At 50.5% G+C, this 15,795-nt stretch carries 12 protein-coding genes; 7 read left to right on the forward strand and 5 right to left on the reverse strand.

All coding sequences use genetic code 11. The features are described from left to right. Positions 1 to 204: 204 nt before the first annotated feature. Positions 205 to 1,356, reverse strand: coding sequence for a chemotaxis protein (locus tag FCL42_RS00920; RefSeq protein WP_136861491.1), 1,152 nt, complete (start codon positions 1,354 to 1,356; stop codon positions 205 to 207). Positions 1,357 to 1,613: 257 nt separating this feature from the next. On the opposite strand from FCL42_RS00920, the gene FCL42_RS00925 reads away from it, so the two are divergent. From FCL42_RS00925 to FCL42_RS00935, 3 genes are all read left to right on the forward strand, one after another. Beyond that, entirely contained in the window at positions 1,614 to 3,638 is a 2,025-nt protein-coding gene (locus FCL42_RS00925) for a S9 family peptidase (RefSeq protein ID WP_136861492.1), read from the forward strand. A gap of 186 nt (positions 3,639 to 3,824) precedes the next feature. Further along, complete coding sequence (locus tag FCL42_RS00930; RefSeq protein ID WP_169308238.1) at positions 3,825 to 5,537, forward strand: DUF3859 domain-containing protein; 1,713 nt, start codon at positions 3,825 to 3,827, stop codon at positions 5,535 to 5,537. A gap of 462 nt (positions 5,538 to 5,999) precedes the next feature. Continuing rightward, positions 6,000 to 6,959 (forward strand): TerC family protein, encoded by a 960-nt coding sequence (locus FCL42_RS00935; RefSeq protein ID WP_169308239.1) that lies wholly within the window; start codon positions 6,000 to 6,002, stop codon positions 6,957 to 6,959. An 883-nt stretch (positions 6,960 to 7,842) separates the two neighbouring features. Here the strand turns inward: FCL42_RS00935 and FCL42_RS00940 are convergent. After that, complete coding sequence (locus tag FCL42_RS00940; RefSeq protein WP_136861494.1) at positions 7,843 to 9,648, reverse strand: AMP-dependent synthetase/ligase; 1,806 nt, start codon at positions 9,646 to 9,648, stop codon at positions 7,843 to 7,845. Positions 9,649 to 9,848: 200 nt separating this feature from the next. Next, positions 9,849 to 10,466, reverse strand: coding sequence for a MarC family protein (locus FCL42_RS00945; protein WP_136861495.1), 618 nt, complete (start codon positions 10,464 to 10,466; stop codon positions 9,849 to 9,851). A gap of 274 nt (positions 10,467 to 10,740) precedes the next feature. Here FCL42_RS00945 and FCL42_RS00950 point away from each other — a divergent pair, with 274 nt between their 5' ends. After that, positions 10,741 to 11,352 (forward strand): hypothetical protein, encoded by a 612-nt coding sequence (locus FCL42_RS00950; protein WP_136861496.1) that lies wholly within the window; start codon positions 10,741 to 10,743, stop codon positions 11,350 to 11,352. A gap of 82 nt (positions 11,353 to 11,434) precedes the next feature. Here FCL42_RS00950 and FCL42_RS00955 read toward each other — a convergent pair whose 3' ends face one another. Beyond that, positions 11,435 to 11,656, reverse strand: a complete 222-nt coding sequence (locus FCL42_RS00955) for a DUF6289 family protein (RefSeq protein ID WP_136861497.1) — start codon at positions 11,654 to 11,656, stop codon at positions 11,435 to 11,437. Between the two features lie 549 nt (positions 11,657 to 12,205). On the opposite strand from FCL42_RS00955, the gene FCL42_RS00960 reads away from it, so the two are divergent. Together FCL42_RS00960 and FCL42_RS00965 are read left to right on the forward strand one after the other, a co-directional pair. After that, positions 12,206 to 12,601 (forward strand): universal stress protein, encoded by a 396-nt coding sequence (locus tag FCL42_RS00960; protein ID WP_136861498.1) that lies wholly within the window; start codon positions 12,206 to 12,208, stop codon positions 12,599 to 12,601. A gap of 149 nt (positions 12,602 to 12,750) precedes the next feature. Further along, positions 12,751 to 13,284 (forward strand): class I SAM-dependent methyltransferase, encoded by a 534-nt coding sequence (locus FCL42_RS00965; protein WP_136861499.1) that lies wholly within the window; start codon positions 12,751 to 12,753, stop codon positions 13,282 to 13,284. A 67-nt stretch (positions 13,285 to 13,351) separates the two neighbouring features. Here the strand turns inward: FCL42_RS00965 and FCL42_RS00970 are convergent, their stop codons facing one another. Further along, positions 13,352 to 13,921 carry a hypothetical protein gene (locus tag FCL42_RS00970; RefSeq protein ID WP_136861500.1) on the reverse strand — a complete coding sequence of 190 codons (570 nt, stop codon included), beginning with the start codon at positions 13,919 to 13,921 and terminating at the stop codon, positions 13,352 to 13,354. Positions 13,922 to 14,564: 643 nt separating this feature from the next. Here FCL42_RS00970 and FCL42_RS00975 point away from each other — a divergent pair. Beyond that, positions 14,565 to 15,740: a DUF3103 family protein gene (locus FCL42_RS00975; RefSeq protein ID WP_136861501.1), complete on the forward strand. Its 1,176-nt coding sequence runs from the start codon at positions 14,565 to 14,567 to the stop codon at positions 15,738 to 15,740. Positions 15,741 to 15,795: the final 55 nt, after the last annotated feature.

Genomic DNA, 15,795 nt, shown 5'->3' on the forward strand with positions numbered 1-15,795 from the left:
CCCTGACGTGCGTCAGGGAATAAGTTGGAGGGTACGCAGGTAGCTGGCTGCCCCAACTTTACCACTTCACTCTCCAACGCTTTGCCGGCGAATGCCGGTAGCCAGTGTCTTTGGTTTTGAGTGCAGTTTCATACGCCCTGAAAGGTCACTGGGCCCTGACGTGCGTCAGGGAACATAATCCAAGAGCCACTCTCCAAGATTGATTCAATCGCGGTTATTTTTTGTCTGCATGCGTTTTCCCAACCAAACGCCAAGACCGAGTGGGGCAAAAAACACCACCAGCAAAAACAGTACGATGTAGAGGATTAGCCCCTGCAGAACCTGAGTTAGCTGCTCGAACGCTTGGTCGACGGTACGCGCGACCAAGGCATCGGCATCTTTAACTAGCGCTTGGCGTTCACGCTCTACTAACTGCGCTAGTGCCAAGCGCTCCCGTTCAACCAGCAGCTCCAACGCTTGGCGCTCTACCGACAACTGGGCCATATTGCGTTCGGCGCTGGCATCCAGCTGCTCCAGCAAAGGGGTCAACTCTTGGCGCATATCCACCGCTAACTGCGACATCATCTGTGGGCTTTGCGCCATCAAGGTTTGGAATTTCGCAGAGGTGTCACTGATCTGTTTCAGCGTTTGGTTCACCTCGCTGGAGTTGATGTTGGAGTTCAGGGCAAACAGTTCCGCTTTCCAACCGAGAAGTTTGGGGGTTTGTGAGGCCAGCATCGCCATGCGCTCCGACATGTCGGTCATCACTTCGGGGACGCTACCAAAGGTTTTGATCGCTTCCTGCTCACTGATGTTGCGATAGGCCAGCCAACCACTGAATGCGGACACTCGAGCAAAGCTCAAATCGAATAACGGGTGCTCGTTGGCATATTGAACCATGAAAGTCTGGTTGGCGCTAAATTCAGACTCTGACAACAAACCACGCATTCGGCGCTCATAATCCGCGAGCAGATCCTGGCTGGTTTGCGCCACCAACTCACTGTGATCCCCAAACAGGTTGCGCCCATAACCGGACTCAAAATAGGCCGCCATCTGGGCGGTGAAGGCCCAGGTATCTACCATCGCCGCCACCGGCGATACCTGAAAGATGGTTTGCGTAAGCACTTGCTCGGCATTAATTTTCCACAGCAGTGCTTGGGATTTCAGGGATACGTCATCGCTGGCCAGCACCACATCGGCACTGTGTTCCACCCCAGCATAGAAGGTATTGGCATACTCTCGTGTGAATAGGCGCATGCTCAACTGCTCGGCGGGCAGGGGTTCGATGCCGCTTTCCAATTTGACTTCCAACAGTGAGCAGCCAGCCAGCATAAGGGCAACGCTGCACATCAACAGACTATGGCGTAACCAACCCATAGGTTCTCCAACAAAGACATGAAAAAGCGGCCGAATTCTAAACCATTTATTCCGTACTGAAGCTTAATAAACCGTGACTATTTTCACGAAATGAGTAAGCGGTTGGCAGCTCCTTTTCCTGCGTAAACCTAATGGTAACCGCGAGTCAACACCTCGGCAAAAGCGACTCTCTAGTGTATGGCATTTGTTCACCTTGCCCAGATATACTGCCGAAGCAGTTTATGCAGGAAAACCAATAATAAAATGGAGTAACACTCGTGAAGAAGGTAGGTATCACCCTGCTTTGCGCCCTGATGCCGGTGGCATCGGCGGTGGCAGAAGCCAGTAAACCACTCTCGGTTGATGTGCTGTGGCAACTCAACCGTATCGGCAGCCCCACAATCTCTCCTGAGGGAGAGCAGATCATCGCCCCCGTGACCAAATACAACGTCGAGACCGACAAGGGCTCAACCCAGTTGTGGTTATTCGATGAGGATGGCAAGACTCAGCGCCCGTTAACCGCAGAAGGGCTACGGGTCAGCGAGCCGGTGTTCTCTCCAGACGGGAAGACACTGGCGTTCATCAGTAAGCGCAATGACGACGATGCCGGTCAAATCTATCTGCTGCCAATGGATGCGCCGGGCGAAGCGCAGCGATTGACTCAAGTGCCCACGGGAGTCCATGGCATCAAATGGGTGGGTGACCACATCTACTTCATCAGCCGCATCTTCCCTGAGCAAAACTGGGAGCAGATGGGTGAGCAATTGAAAGCCGACAAAGACAGTAAAGTGTCGGCTCGCCAGTGGAATGCGCTGCCGTACTCACACTTTGATCACTGGCTTGATGAAGACCGCCAAGCGCACGTTTTCCGAATTCCAGCCAAAGGTGGCGAAATTGAAGCTATCACCCAACCTCTGAAGATGGAGTTACCGCGCAACACTCAAAGTGCCAGCAGCTATGACATCGACCCAGCGGGCGATTGGATCGCCTTTACTGCGAATGGCTGGGAAGATCAGGTCAATCCAAATATCGATATCTTCCTTGCAGAGATCGGCAGTGATAAGAGTATTAACCTGACGCCAAACAATGAAGCGCCAGATTTCAATCCGATGTTCAGTCCAGATGGTGACACGTTGGCCTACACTCGTCAGCGCATCGCCGGGTTCTATGCCGATACCGCTAACTTGGTACTGGTTGATATGGACGACCGCGATGAGAAAGAGATCACCACCGACTGGGATCGCTCTGTGTCCAGTCTGACTTGGACCCCTGACAGCAAGGGCTTTTATGCCGCCATCGACGATGCTGCTACTCGCCGTATCTACCACATCAGCACCAAGGGTAAAGTTAAGCCGGTGACCAAGGCGACTAACTTTGGCAAACCTGACATCAGTAACGATGGCACTTTGGTGGCATCAAACGACAGCTTCCTGTATCCGGCTCGTCTGGTGAAGATCAATCCTCGTAACGGCAAAACCACCCGTTTGGACAGCTTTAATGACGACATCCTAAGTGATGTGGACATGGGTACCTATGAGTCGGTGACCTACAAAGGTTATAACGGCGACGACATTCAGATGTGGGTTCACTACCCGCCGGGTTTCGATAAGAGCAAGAAGTACCCGCTGATGATGTTGATCCACGGTGGTCCTCATAATGCCATCAGTGATGGCTTCCACTACCGCTGGAATGCTCAAACCTTTGCCTCTTGGGGCTATGTGACCGCATGGCCAAACTTTCACGGCTCCAGCAGTTTTGGTCAGGAGTTTGCGGATTCCATCAACCCAGACTGGAAAAACAAGTCTTTGGAAGATGTGCAAAAAGCCGCAGATTGGTTTGAAGCACAGCCTTGGATCGATAGTGACCGCATGGTTGCCGGTGGTGCCAGCTATGGCGGCTACCTGACCTCCATCATCCTTGGGCAAGAGCATCCCTTTAAAGCTCTGCTGATCCACGCAGCGGTGTACAACATGTACTCGCAAATGGCGGCAGACTTTGCAGTTCACTCCACCCGTTTTGGCAATTACTGGGAAAAGCCGGAGATCTACAAGTCAATTTCTCCTCACTATTTTGCTGGTAATTTCAACACCCCAACTCTGGTGATTCACGGCCAGAAAGACTATCGCGTGCCGGTCGGTCAAGGGTTTGAACTGTTCCGCACTTTGCAAAGCCGAGGCGTCGAATCACGGATGATCTACTTCCCAGATGAGAATCACTGGATCATGAAGCCAAACAACTCCATCTATTGGTACAACCAAGTGGAAGATTGGATGACCAAGTTCGCTGAGCCCGGCGGCAAGTAACTCATTTTGAGCCATAAAAAGCGCCCCTGATTAGGGGCGCTTTTTTGTGCTGGGTTGGGTGAGAAACAAGCAAAACTTCGATGAAGTTGGCGCTTTTAGTCACAAATGGAACTAAATGCTGGCCATGCCCAATAAGGTTGGTTATAACGACATCGATTTTTATTCATTAAATACAATAAGATGCATATGAAAACCACCTTGCGAAACTTCGCGATTGCCAGCTTGTTGCCGACACTACTTCAAGGCTGTGCCCTCTTAAGCGGTGGCCCTAGCCCCAGTGATGCCATCAGTAATACCAACCTTATTGATCCTCAGTTTGCTCAGTGCTTGTCTGACAATGGTTTTGAAACTTGGGGTGAAATTGTCGAGCTTGATTGTCGTAGCTATGGCATTCAACAGCTGGATGAGATCCGCTGGATGCCAAATCTGGAAGAGTTGCTGGTTGGCACTAACCGTCTAAAGCAGATAGACACCAGTCACAACCCAAAACTCCGTTGGCTACTGGTTTCACGTAACCAATTGACTCGCCTCGATGTCTCTAACAACAAAAAGATTGAACGGCTCAATCTCGATGATAACGATCTTGGTCAGATCGTACTTGGCGACGCTGTCGAACTTAATGCCCTGTATGCGTATAAAAACCCCGTAACCAACGTTGATATTGAGGGTAAACCGAAACTCAAAGATCTTGGGTTGAGCGGGCATCAACTGAAAAAGTTGGATCTCAGTGCCAGCCCGTTACTGCGTTCGTTGAACCTCACCCGAGGCACACTGGAGCAGCTTGATATCAGTCAAAACCCAGCATTGGTTGATCTGCGTGTTGCCAAAAACCAGCTGAAGCAGCTGCTCGTGGCGAACCACCCCAAGCTGACTTACATCAATGCTGAGCTCAATCAATTGACCGATGTTGATGTTAGTAAGTCCGAGAATTTGACCCAGCTGTATCTGGGACAAAACCAACTGCGCCACTTTGAATTAGGTGAGGCGACGCAAATTGAAAAGCTTAGGTTGAACCACAACCTGTTGAAGAGCTTAGATCTGTCTACGCTGACTCAACCTAAGTCGCTGGTGCTGTTTCAGAATCCTTTGGAGGAGCTAACGCTGCCGGAAGGCATTGATCGCCGAATCGTGGATGCCAACAATACTCCATGGGGAGCCAGTCATCCTGTGGTGCTCTCCCAGGAGCCGATTGTGGAGCTAGTGGCTGCGGGTAGCATCCTTGAGCGCAAGGGGCGTCAGTACGCTTCTGGCTTTCGTAATGTATTGGCCGATAAGAACGATTTTATCGGCATTCAGTACAGCGTAGCTTGGCCTGAGGGCATCGACGTTAATAAGATGCCGAAGCAGTTGCCGATCATGGTGCGGGTTACCCACCCTGAATTGACGGCGCCGTCGGGTCAAAAGTTCAGTCAGAGCCAATGGCAAGACAACATGTACATCAATGATGGCAATTTGGCCATGTGGCAGTTCACCGAAGATTGGGAGATGGTCTCTGGCCGTTGGCAGTTTGAAGTGATCTATAAAGATAAGGTGGTCGCTAAAGACGCAATGTTGGTGCAGTTTGCTTTCGATGAAGAGAAGGCTAAAGCTCAAGTAGCCGCAAAAGTGCTCGAGAAAGTCTTCAGCATCGATAAGGTACTATGCAAGAACCCCGAATTCAGGCAGTGCATGGATCTGAGTGAAGGCATGGACATCAATGGCTGCATGGTTGCAGTGGGTAATCATAAAGCGAATTGCCGTAACCGAGCGGCGACGGAGCTCAGTTATGAACAGGCTCAAGACTCAGAAGTTCTGCGCGGCATCATGTTTGATTACCTTAACTGCTTAATTGAAGAGCAGGGTGCCATCGATAATTTGCCAGAAGAGCAAGCCGCTAACTGCCAAATTTTGGGAAAATAGTGCTAAAACTATAACGGCGATGCACGATAATTTGGATAACGTTAAGGCCAAGCAGCGTGCTTGGCCTTTGTTTTCATGGGCTTAAAAATTATTTTCGTAGCAATGAAAAAAACGGTTTCCCGATGAGCAAAGTTGGATCTATACTCCGCCCCAACAAGGGGAGTAACTATTGCTGAATTACCGTCTAGGCTGGCATCAGCAACCTGTCATCGTCATTCCCAGTCTAAGTAGACTCGGTGGCAGGGCAACGGCATTGTCGTTGTCAGTGAGACCTTGCCGAAAGGCGAGGCGTCCCTGTAAAGAATCTGTGGCCCATTGCCTTTCGGTAATGGGCTTTTTTGTGCCACTCTATAAACACCATGCTCTTTGGTAAATATTACTGAAATATCGCATGTTTTGGCGCAATGGCCCCACTGTTTAGTACTTATTCTGATGTGCGCATCAGTCCGTTTGGAGACTCTAATGATTGAACAATGGTGGCTTTGGGTTGTGTTTGCAGCTCTGGTCTTAGGTATTTTATGGATCGACATCCGCTTTGTGGGTGGCGGCAAAAGCCATAAAGTGTCAGTAAAAGAGGCGGGCATCTGGACGGTCGTTTGGGTGGCCGTGGCGATGTTGTTCAATGCCGGTTTGTGGTTTTATTTTAACCACATAGGTGGCGCTGAGCTGGCACACCAGAAGACGGTGGAATTTTTTACCGGTTACCTGCTGGAGAAAGCACTCGCAGTCGATAACGTGTTTGTATGGTTGATGATCTTCAGCTATTTCGCCATCCCAAATGAGCTGCAACGTCGCGTGCTTTTGTATGGGGTTTTGGGTGCCATTGTGCTGCGCACTATTATGGTGTTTGGTGGCGTTTACCTGATTAACCAGTTCCACTGGATTTTGTACATCTTTGGCGCTTTCCTGGTGATTACCGGTTTGAAGATGCTGTTGGTGAAAGAGTCGGACGGCGATCTCAGCGACAACCCGTTAGTGCGTTTTACCCGTCGCCACATGAAGGTGAGCAATGAACTGGACGGTGAGCGATTCTTTACTGTTAAAGATGGAGTCCGTTACGCAACGCCGCTGTTTTTGGTGCTGGTGTTGGTGGAGTTCAGTGATGTTATCTTCGCCGTGGACAGCATTCCGGCAATCTTTGCCGTGACTACGGATCCGTTTATTGTGCTGACCTCGAACATCTTCGCCATTATGGGCTTACGGGCGATGTATTTTCTGTTAGCTGGTGTAGCCGAGCGCTTCAGTTTATTGAAGTACGGCTTGGCCGTCATCCTGATGTTCATCGGCACCAAGATGTTGATCATGGAGTGGTACAAGATCCCGACTCTAGTGGCATTAGGTGTGGTGGCCAGTATTTTGACCATCTCAATCATCGCCAGTTGGGTTCGTACTCAAGATAAAACCAGCACCTCTGAGGCTTGATGCTTCATTGTTGTGAAAGCCGGTGGCCGATGCCACCGGCGAGCGGGAGCTCAAGCGCTCTGCTTTCTCGGCAATATGTTCCCTGAAGCACGTCAGCCACCTAGCTGCGCACCCTCCAACTTATTCCCTGACGCACGTCAGGGCCCAGTGACCTTTTTGGGGCGTAAAAAGCTGCACTCAAATTCAAAGACGCTGGCTACCGGCGTGCGCCGGCAAAGCGTTGAAGAGTGAGGCATATAGAGCTTAGTCAGTCAGTTACTGCTTACCCTGCAATATGTTCCCTGACGAACGTCAGGGCCCAGAGTCCTTTTTCAGGCGTAAAAAGCTGCAATCAGGCCTAAAGACACTGGCTACCGGCGTGCGTCCGAAAAACGTTGGAGAGTGAGGCATATAGAGCTTAGTCGGTCAGTTACTGCTTACCCTGAAACATGTTCCCTGACGAACGTCACCCATCTACCTGCGTACCCTCCAACTTATTCCCTGACGCACGTCAGGGCCCAGTGACCTTTTTCAGGCGTATGAAGCCGCAATCAAAACTAAAGGCACTGGCTACCGGCGTGCGCCGGCAAACGAGAATTCAATCTTGGTGGTGGATTCTGCCTCCCTGACGCACGTCAGGGCCCAGTGACCTTTCGGGACATATGAAACTGCACTAAAAATCCAAAGACACTGGCTACCGGCGTTCGCCGGCAACGCGTTGGAAAGTGCGGTGAATAGCCTTTGGTCAGCCATCTACCTGCGTACCCTCCAACTTATTCCCTGACGCACGTCAGGGCCCAGTGGCCTTTCGGGGGGCAACAATACTTGCGGCTTGCCTATTATCTTCACGTAAAAAAACGGCCAGCGTAGGCTGACCGTCAATACGATTGGTTTGCTCAACAGCTTAGTGTCGACGTTGGTACATCTCGTCGATTTTGCTCTTAAACACTTCGCTGATGACTTTACGGCGAAGCTTCAGGGTTGGGGTAAGCTCGCCATGGTCCATGCTAAATGGGCGTGGCATTAAGGTAATCTGCTTAACCTGCTCGAAGCGAGCAAGCTCGGCTTGGTTCTCTTTCACTCGAGCCTGCATCATCTCCAGCACTTCAGGTAGGGCAACCAATTCCGCGTCACTGTTAAAGCTCAGGTTTTGCTCTTTGGCCCACTCACCCAATTGCGCGAAATCGGCTACAACCAACGCGGAAACGAAGTTGCGACCATCGGCGATGATGGCAGCTTGCTCAATGAAAGGATCCAGCGCTAACTGACCTTCGACGCGTTGCGGCGCAATGTACTTGCCGTTTGAGGTCTTCATCAGCTCTTTAATGCGATCGGTAATGTGCAGGTGACCATCGTCGTCGATGTAGCCCGCATCACCGGTCTTGTACCAGCCATCTTCAAAAGCTTGGTTGGTGTCGGCGGGGCGGTTGTAGTAACCAGCCATCACGGTATCGCCTTTTACCAGAATTTCGTCGTCGGCACCGATACGAACTTGAATGCCTGGCAGGGGCAGGCCAACCCCACTGGTGCGGCGACTGTCGACTCGATTGCAGGTCACGGTGGCGGTAGTTTCCGTCGCACCATAACCGTTGAGTAGAGGGATGCCGATGTGCTGGAAGAAGCCGTTTACTTGGTCATCCAGACGAGCACCGCCCGCAGAAACAAACTTCAGATTGCCCCCTAAGGCATCACGCATTTTGCTCAGTACCAGCTTGTCAGCCACGGAGAACATCAGTTTGGAGATCTCAGCGCGAGTGCGTCCAATAATGTCAGCCTGATATTGGCGGCGACCTTGACGCAGCGACCAAGCGAATAGGGCGCGCTTGGTTAGGGAAGCCTTAGTCACTTTGCTGATGATGGTGCTGTGAATCTTTTCAAACAGGCGAGGTACGGCGCACATCACCTCAGGCTTAAGCTCAACCAGTGCTTTTTGAACCAATGTTGGGTCGTTGAGGTAGGCCACGCGGCCACCTTGACTCAACACGTACAGGCTCCACGCGCGCTCATAGATGTGGGATAGCGGCAGGAAGCTCAGTGACAAGATGTTTTCATCGATGGGCACCGCCTGACGATGCTGGTCAATGAGGGAGGCGATATTGCGATGAACCAGCATGACCCCTTTGGGCTCGCCGGTGGTGCCAGAGGTGTAGATCAGGGTAAATAGATCGTCCAACTGAATCTGTTGCTGGCGCTTTTCCAGTTCGGCCTGATGGGGCGCAGCATCGGTTTGCTTGAGGTCATCAATGCTTAACTGAGTCAGGGTGCTCTCTTTCTGCTGGATGCCCGAGTCCATCAAGACCACCGTAGTCAGGCTAGGGCATTCACCCACTAAATCCAGCGCAATGTCGTATTGGGACTGCTCGCCGACAAACAACACTTTAACTTGGGCATCGTTAACGATGTATCGAGCCTGCTCTAAGGTGCTGGTGCCATAGATGGGAACCAGTACCGCGCGCGTTTTGATGCAGGCGATGTCGGTCATCAGCCAGTTCAGGCTGTTGCCAGCAAAGATACCGATGCGATCTTGCTCTGCCGTGTCCAGGTTCAACAATGCGGCCCCTAGGGCATCACTTTGCTGATTCAATTGCTGCCAGCCTAACGAGCACCATTTACCGCCGGTTTGGTATTTGACCGCTTCACGGTCGCCGTATCTGTTTGCGGCCTGTGATAGCTGACGAGCAACGAGGTAGGTTTGAAGATCCTGGGGCATTAGCAAAGTCCAAGTTTTGCGAAAGAGTGATGGCTCTAAGGCTAGTGCTTTAACTCAACTTTCACTATGGGGGCTATCAAGGAAACCTCGCCTAGATCACACTTCTGGTCGGTGGTCGTACCTGTTGTGATGGTTTTAAGTTGGTGATTTGTAAATAAAGTCCGTCATCAGTTGGCTTGAGAAAACGCACTTCTCGACAGTTATTTAAATCCTGATACCGCTTGTTCAACCCCTTCAATGAACATCTGGGTGCCGATGACCGCCAATATTAGCCCCATCAACCGGGTGATGATCTGAATTAGGTTGTCTCCCAGTTTATTGGTGATCTTCTCTCCCAAGCAGAAGCAGACAAAGGTAATTACGCAAAGCAGCAGGAAGGTCACAATAGTGGAGAGAATTGGGAAGCTGCCGTCGCTGGCGGAGAACGACATTGCTGTGGCTATGGTTCCTGGACCCGCAAGAATCGGCACAGCCAGTGGTGAAACCGCTAAATTTGAAAGGCTTTTTCCCTCTTCGCCACTGTGCAGAGAAGAGCTGTTTCCCTGCAACATGTGGTAGCCGATAATGAACACCAAAATGCCGCCAGTAATTCGAAGCGCCGGTAAGGTGATGCCGAAAAAGTGGAAAATGGTTTTTCCCAGCAGGGAAAACACAACAATGATGATAAAGGTGATGAGTAACGATTTTCGTGCCAGCGCGACTTTCTCTTGCTGTTTGGCTTCAGCAGTTAAGCCCACAAATACCGCTGTGTTGGCGATGGGGTTCATGATGGCGAAAAAGCCGAAAAACACACTGATGAGTTGATTGAAGTAGTCCACGTATTCCTTGCCTTATTCTGTTGTTGTGCCATCAAAGCCTAGGCTAACTGATTCAATTTGTGTCATTAAAATCGATGAGTGTGGTTTGGAAAGCGTTGGTCACGGCCAAGGCGCGAGGTTTTGGTCAAGGCCATGTTTTTAGGCGGTGTGCATTTTCCATGTTTGGATGGCACACTTAGCTGATGTGCTACAAGGATGTAGCTGTAATCTATACCGTTATTCTCCTGTTGGCGGGGAATAGGTGAAGTTTGTCACAGCAAGCAAGGATGCCCCAATGAGTAAAAAACCTTGGCTAACGTCAGAAAAAGTTAATTTCATTATCGCCCTAAGTGCGATTGTTATCTCCATTGCCTCGTTTTACGCCACCTTCTTACAAGCTCAAGCAGCAGAGAAACAGGTGAAGGCGATGACTTTGCCACTTATGACCCTCACCCATGGGAATTACGACTCCAGCCTTCATAAGAATGTGATCAGTTTTACCGTGAGTAACTCCGGCATGGGGGCGGCGGTGGTGCACTGGAGCGATCTTATCTATCAAGGTGAGCGTCATAACCACCACGTGAGTTTTCTCAAAGCCTGTTGCAGTAAAGAGTATCAAGCCCACATAAAACAGGTGGAGCAGATGAAGCAAAGTGGCAATGCCCCTGTCGAGGGCGGCACCTTATCAAGTCCAATACGAAACATGGTGATTCCACCTCAGTCTAGCGAGTTTGTCTTTAAGATGTTTCAAGCGCCCTACAACAGGTCACTGTGGGATAAGCTCAATAGCGAACGCTGGCAGGTGGGGTTTGAGATCTGCTATTGCACCCTGTTGGGGGATTGCTTTATCTCCAATGAGAAAGCGGCTTCTAAACCCGTGGTGTCTTGTGCAGTGAAGCCTAGTTAAAAAAACGCCAGTGTCTTGTGTAGGGGCGACAAGGCACTGGCAATAGGGCTTACTGCTTCTGGTTTCTACAAAGATATCGGGCTTAATTACAAGGGTACTTCGCCACTACGCGGCTGTAGCTGGTTATCTGACCGGTAACGAAGGTACTGCCGTTACAGCGCTTAACGGATTCACCCACAATGGTGCTGCGAGACGCGTCTGAATAGTAGATGGTTTCTACAATGTAGTTGGCCGCAAAGGCGTAGCTGGAGATTGCGGTCAAAGCCACGGCAGCGGCCACAGTGAGTTTTTTAGTGATGGTCATCGTTTCTGTCCTTAGAACTGAGTTTCTGCCTCAGCAGCAGGCATGAAATTGGGAAAATACCCTTTGCTGAGTATCCGTTTTTGCTTTTAATCTAGTGCGTTACGGCATGATCAGTACTTAAGGCCAATCAACGCGGCATGTGCAAATCACTGCGTTATCTTAAACCGCTCAGCAGTCAGAACAACTGGCCATTGGCTGAATGCCATGACGGAGATCGGCGGTCTAATCGCGTCGTTTTTGCAGCTATCGGCAATCATCTACTTGCTGAGGTGGTGATTCTAGGTAAGCTTGCCTCGGTATGGAGTTCTGCTTTGGCTCAATAAGCCGCGCCAATATTCCCTTATTTGTTATTTGAATTAGCCGCTGTTATTTGCCCTAAATTGGTCGCTGAGGTGCCGTCATACAACCCTGTGTGTTGGCCATTTACGGCGTATTCTATTGTTGCCTCAAACGGTTAATTATTTGCATCCATTTGCTTTCGAAACCCCTGATAGTTAACTATATTTATAGGAATAATATTCAGTTTGTCGTAATTACAGGGATAGCATTATGTATAACACCATCTTATGTGCCATCGAGGCGCAAGACGAAGGCAAAATTGTGCTTGAGAAAGCCTGTGCGCTGGCAACACACAGCCAGGCAAAGCTACTGGTGGTAAGCATTGTTCCCTACGTGCTGCTACCAAAGGACTATCAAGCCCAGTTGGAGCAGGAGATCATTCCTAAAATGGAAGCGATGACTTCGGAGATGGGGGTCGATCGTAAAGATGTGATCATTAAATTTGGTAAGCCTTATCAAGAGGTTTGCGAGATTGCCGAAGCCAAAGAGGCGGATCTCATTGTGGTGGGCAGTCACTCCACCAAAGGCCTGAATAAGCTACTGGGCTCTACCGCAAGTGCCATCGCTAACCACGCCAAGGTAGATGTGCATCTGGTGAAAATTTAATCTTCATTTCGGCTCATACCATTAATTAGCGGCAGCAAATTTGGCCGCCGTTGGAGCATCTATGGAAATTAGAACAATGAGTTGCAAACGCGATACCATGGCTAGGTTTAGAGGTTGCGTGGCCGCCATTGGATAAAGAACGAAAGCAGATGCACCAACAAAAAAGCCCCAGCGAACTGCTTGTTCGTCATTTTCCCCTGTTTGAACAGCTGCCTGCTGGGCAAGTTTTGGATCTGGCTTGTGGCTATGGTCGTAATGGCTTGGCATTGGCTAAGCGTGGGCTCGCGGTCTGCTTTGCCGATCGAAATGCCGAGGCACTCAGCAGCGTATCTGAGCAAACGACTCAGCAGCAGCTGATGGGAGAGTGCTGGCAGCAGGATTTCGAAGGCAGCGACAATCCGTTGGCTGAGCGCAAATTTGCCGCCATCTTGGTATTCAATTATCTGCACCGCCCGCTGTTGCCGCAGTTGGTGGAGGCGCTGCTTCCTGGTGGCGTGCTTATCTATGAGACCTTCCTGACCCAGCAAGCTCAGCTGGGGCGTCCCAGTAACCCTGACTTTCTTTTAAAGCCCGGTGAGCTTGCTGACACCTTTCATCAGTTAGAACCGATTCATTACAGTGAAGGGCTGCGACAAAACCCAGAACGATATACCGCTCAATTGGTTGCCCGTAAGCGGCAGTAATATAAACGCTTCCAGATTGTCGCCATTGATGGATGGCGGCGCTAAGGGGCGTAAGCGTTAGGCTGGCTCAGTGAAGATAGCGATTTAGATAGGCAAAGGTCTCAGGGGTCATCAGAATTCGCCATTGTCCATCGAACTGCTTAAATCGATGCTCCACTACGCGAGAGAAGTTTTGCGCCGCAAACTGGTAGTGCATCTGGTACTGCACGCTAACCACATCCCCTTGCTGACTTTCCCGCAAATAGGTGCTGCTGGCGGCGGTGATCTGCTGCATTTCGGCTGGGTATCGAGCCACTAGGTTATTGCTGAAATTAATATAACTGGATTTTGCCGTTAACTTGGCCGCTTGCTGTGGTGAATTGACCCCAAGTAGGGGCAGCAACTCCGCTTCTGCTAGGCGTTTGTTGGGGCCGTTTAGGGTTGCGTCGATTGTCTGTTTAAACTTCGCCAATTCATCAGGGTGCAGTAGCTCTACCACCAACTCAAAATCGTGTTTGTCTACCGCTTCTAGATAGCAGTCAACCAAGGCATCAAAGTCACTGGCGTTAGCCTGAAAGCTCAGCAGTGATGCGATAAAAAGGGCAACGTATTTCAGAGTAGGGCTCCTAAAGCGGCGGCGAATATTCAGGTAATTCACTCGCCATTGTCTCAATCAGCCTTTTAAAGCTGCGACTTTCTAGGCTGGCAGTGGGTTGAGTTAAGGTATTTTTTTCAACCATCGCAGGTGGTTACGATGTCACGGTTCGCCATTTCACCCCAGTTGCCAGTAAAAGTAAATGCGGCGCCATCACCCTTGGCCTATCGATTTAAACTTTGCTGTTTTAGGCGCTTGGCCTATTCGTGGTTGCGGCGGATTGCGCACTGTGCTGCAAGTGATAGTTAGGAACAGCGTTGGTGCCTGAGTTCTCGCCGGAATGAAGACAGAGCAATGGCCTAATAGAACAGGTTTTTGCAAAAACGCCAATTAGAGTTTAAGTTCTAATTTAAGGTTGTCGCCTTAACTAACTGTAACTCATGGTTTTTGGCGAAACACTGGCATGGAGTCAGCGCGTTATTGCAAACCACGAATAACCGCTCTGGCTGGTGAAACACCCAAAGACATGGGGTAGCGTTGCGATGGCTTAACAGGGATTGTCAGCGAGCGCAGTTTGAGCTTAGACCTCGGTTACATCGCTTCGCTTGGTGATTACTTCGCTTTTTCAATCGTAAAGAGCACTGCGTATTCATGCCGTCTGTACCCAGCTTTGGTGTGAATGGCAGTAACCCATAAGGAGCATACTGTGAGAAAGACAATCATCTTACCCATCATCGGCATGTTGTTGTTGGCTGGCTGTCAATCTGAAGGCGATACCGGGCAACAGATCAGCTCCGCCAAAAGAGAGATGGCTCAAGAGCTCAGCAAAAACTACTTCGGCTTAGAGCCGATATTGCGCCAAGCCATTAACGAGCAGCAAAACGCGATTTCGGTGAACGAGCTCATCGAGCGTGCTCCTAACTCCGACTTCAGCCACTATTTAACTGAGGCCGATCAGAAAATTCGTACCCTAAAAGGCATTGAGCAACAGGCTGATTATCTGCTTGAGGTGCGTTTGGCTAATGACGCTATGACTCAAATGTGGCTTCAGGGCGAGGTTGCCCCTTTGATCGCCTTTGAACCCAGTGGCTCTGAAACCACCTGGACCTCCATTGAGGCGTTTGACCTAGACGGCAATCTGCATCAACTGGACGTTAACGAGCTGCCCAACGTGCCTGTTCTGGTTGTGGATCAAAACAGTGCCATTGAGCTTAAGGCCGGTCTTGAAGTGATGCGCCTGGAGATGAACCGCCTAGAGCAGCCCACCATGGTGCAGCCCTACATGCCAGAGCTACCGGCGCGAGCTCAGGCCATTGCCGCTGAGTTTAGTGTGGCGGCGGATAAGGCTGAACCCCTTCACACCATGGTGATGAAGCGGATCATCTTAGAAGATGACCATGAGCCTTGGATCTCTGGTAAAGCGGAGATCTACGCCATCATCACCGGTGTTGACCCTAGCCGTGAGGAGCCTGTGGTTGACTTGGTAGAGATGCCTTACCTGGATTACGCTGGCAAAGAGTATCTGCCAAATCAGATTGTGGTGTACTGGTCTCGCTATCGCTGGGGCGCCGTTGATATGGTGCTGATGGAGCAGGATGATGGCACCAATTACAAAGACTTGGCGCAGTTGTTGGTGAGTGCTGCCACCAAAGCGCTGGAGGCGTTTCCGGATCTGGACGTGCCTCCCTATCTGTCGGTGATTGCCAGTATTACCAATCAGGTGTTGGAGGCCATTCCAGATAGCCTTCTGACCAACGACGATGACCTGGTTGATATCTTCTACACCCTGCAGCAGGGAGAAGCTTATATCGACCATCCCGCAGCTCGGGTTAATGCGGTTGCCACCTTTGAGCCGCTGATCATCGAGCCGGTTCAGCAGTAGTGGACAGCCCGCTATAGCCAGTCGGCTGGAGTCGATAGAACAAGGGCCAACTCAA

The organism is Ferrimonas aestuarii (genome assembly GCF_005116665.1).
Taxonomy (GTDB): Bacteria; Pseudomonadota; Gammaproteobacteria; order Enterobacterales; family Shewanellaceae; genus Ferrimonas; species Ferrimonas aestuarii.

Excerpts from the sequence above, each read along its gene's own strand:
- FCL42_RS00920 (WP_136861491.1), bottom strand. The coding sequence starts at position 1,356 with ATGGGTTGGTTACGCCATAGTCTGTTGATGTGCAGCGTTGCCCTTATG.
- FCL42_RS00930 (WP_169308238.1), top strand. The coding sequence starts at position 3,825 with ATGAAAACCACCTTGCGAAACTTCGCGATTGCCAGCTTGTTGCCGACA.
- FCL42_RS00935 (WP_169308239.1), top strand. The coding sequence starts at position 6,000 with ATGATTGAACAATGGTGGCTTTGGGTTGTGTTTGCAGCTCTGGTCTTA.
- FCL42_RS00940 (WP_136861494.1), bottom strand. The coding sequence starts at position 9,648 with ATGCCCCAGGATCTTCAAACCTACCTCGTTGCTCGTCAGCTATCACAG.
- FCL42_RS00950 (WP_136861496.1), top strand. The coding sequence starts at position 10,741 with ATGAGTAAAAAACCTTGGCTAACGTCAGAAAAAGTTAATTTCATTATC.
- FCL42_RS00955 (WP_136861497.1), bottom strand. The coding sequence starts at position 11,656 with ATGACCATCACTAAAAAACTCACTGTGGCCGCTGCCGTGGCTTTGACC.
- FCL42_RS00960 (WP_136861498.1), top strand. The coding sequence starts at position 12,206 with ATGTATAACACCATCTTATGTGCCATCGAGGCGCAAGACGAAGGCAAA.
- FCL42_RS00965 (WP_136861499.1), top strand. The coding sequence starts at position 12,751 with ATGCACCAACAAAAAAGCCCCAGCGAACTGCTTGTTCGTCATTTTCCC.